A 2,385-nucleotide genomic window follows, 5' to 3' on the forward strand; every position below is an offset into this window, starting at 1 on the left:
TATTGCACCTTGCATTTATTAGCATCTTTATCATCAAAAAGTTTAAGTTGCAGATAAAGCAGTTCTAAGTTTTGGGTATTCTTTTTTATATTATTGACAATGGATTTTTTTTCTTGTATTTGAGTATTAGCATCTAAATCTATTACAAAAATTTTATAGGCTTTAGTAAGAGTTTTAAAATGGAATTTTATATCTTTTAATATATCTTCTTTATCAAATTTTTCTATATCTAAAATAACTATAGGCTTGTCAATAAAAGCCATTTTTTTATAAGGGGTAAATTTTTGAGAATTAAAATAAGCAAAAAATACCACACCCTTATCTCTCCACTCGTCTTTGATGCTGTATTGATTTTTCCATCCACGACCTAACAATTCTAATCCACGAAAAGCTCTATTTTCTATAGTAGTATGGCGTATATATTCTTCTATATCTTCTTTAACATCAAAAACCAAATAAGATAAAATGATATAATTTTTATAGGATTCTTCTTGTTTTCTTACCTCATAATCAAAAACGATATTAAAATTATTTTTCAAAGCTTCTAGTTTTAACACCTCATTATCTTGCATTATTCCTTGTGCATAAGTGAAACTAAAAAACATTTTATCAATAAAAGCTTGCCCTTTTTGTTTATGCTTTTTTTGTATATTAAACATTGGAGCGTATTTTAAAACACTTTCATAAAAATTGTCTTCATTGAAATTTTCTCTGTCTATAATAAAGCTTATTTTATCTATAGTGCTCTCTTTACCCACATAAACATTTTCAAATACTATTTTACCCTCATCATCACTCATAGCCTTTGCCACCACTCTATTAAAGCGATGATTATAAACATAAATTTCCTTATTTTTTAAAGCTTCTCCATTCTTAGCAAGAAAGCATTCATTGATTTCTATTTTTATATTTAAGGTATTAGCTATGGGTTGTATTCTGATTATAGTTGGATTTTTTTCTTGAGCTTTTTTATAACTTTGCTCATCTTTATCTAAATAATAAGGAAAACTTAGCATCAAAAGAATGGTTTTAAAATAAGCACTATTAATATCACTTATTTCTTTACAAAGCTTTTCTGCTTCATCTTCATTTAACACTCTTAATTCTATATATTGATGAGTGATGAGATAATTGATGATTTTGTGCATTTTTTCATCTAATTTTTCCTCTAAATATTTCTCTTTGGCTTCTTGTTTTTTTAATTCCTCATCTTCATCGCCAAAAATTAAGTCATTAAAAAAACCTGCTACAAGTGTTCCCACCACTGCACCCACCACTGTCCCAACAATAGGAAAGCTCGAGCCTATAGCTGCTCCAGTTGCTGTACCTGCGGCAATACGAGAAATGAAAGAAATTCCAATTTCTATAGTATTTATAGCTATTTGCGATGTTGCTAGTGCTCCAATTGCTGTTTCAACAGCAATTTCACCAAAAGCTCTTGTGTTAGATTTATTTTCTGCTTTTTTATACAAATAACTTAAAATACCAAAATTACCCATAATTTTATATTTATAAAATGTTATTACTTTAGTTGAAACACTCTGATTAATCATATATTGTTCTAATATTTTTCCAGATGTTGCTCCAGTTATTGACATACCATAAGAAGCAAGTGTTCCAATGTTCCCAAAATCTCTTATATTTGCAGAATTTTGATTTAGTGCAAATTTATCATCTATCTTTTTTCTGATTTCTAAACTTCCATAAATGGTATTGTTATTTTCCATACTCATTTTTATCCAATCTTATCTTATCAATTTCTTTAAGATCTATATTGTAATACTGCTCAAGTTGAAATAACCCATAGATAGCAGCAGCTTTAAGATATTTATTATTCTCACAACTAATAAGATAATTTATAAGATGACTTTTTGTAAAATTTGCAAGTTCATTAAAATTTGTATTAGCGGATTCAATAAAACCATATAATTCCTTACCATTACAATTTAGTGAAAGAATTTTAGCTATTGATGACATTGTTATGCCGAGATAAAAATTAGACTCCATACCGATAACATAACTCCCAGATTCTAATATTAGGTCTTTTCCTATATATTTTTCAATATATAATTTATAATTATTATCGATATACATTCTTTTCAAATTTAAAGAACGATATAGCCTTTTTGTAAAAAATATAATTGCAAATACGATAACAATCATAACAACATAAGCTTTCCAATTATCGACTTTAAATTTATTTCCACTAACAAACAGCAAAAAACATACAAATATAATAAAACCAAAATAACTACCATAAGCCCAAATTATCATAAAAGTAACTTTTCTTTTTAACTCCCAAATGATTTCATCTTGAGTGTTTTGCTCTTTGATTTCTGTGTTATTGTTTGTTTGGCTCATTTTTATCCTTTAAATAAGTTTTAA

Annotated in this window: 2 protein-coding genes; both read right to left on the minus strand. The window is 27.0% G+C overall.

Going from position 1 to position 2,385, the window contains the following annotated elements:
• On the minus strand, positions 1-1,733 hold a 1,733-nt coding region (locus tag AJ932_RS09890), incomplete at its 3' end, for a hypothetical protein (RefSeq protein WP_070278804.1).
• On the minus strand, positions 1,717-2,361 hold the full coding sequence (locus tag AJ932_RS10930; RefSeq protein ID WP_070278802.1) for a hypothetical protein: 645 nt from the start codon (positions 2,359-2,361) through the stop codon (positions 1,717-1,719). The genes AJ932_RS09890 and AJ932_RS10930, both read right to left, overlap by 17 nt.
• Positions 2,362-2,385 lie beyond the last annotated feature (24 nt).

It is taken from the genome of Campylobacter sp. BCW_6873 (assembly GCF_001762365.1).
Taxonomy (GTDB): Bacteria; Campylobacterota; Campylobacteria; order Campylobacterales; family Campylobacteraceae; genus Campylobacter_D; species Campylobacter_D jejuni.

Bases quoted from the DNA above. Each gene is read 5' to 3' on its own strand.
- AJ932_RS10930 (WP_070278802.1), bottom strand. From the start codon at position 2,361: ATGAGCCAAACAAACAATAACACAGAAATCAAAGAGCAAAACACTCAA.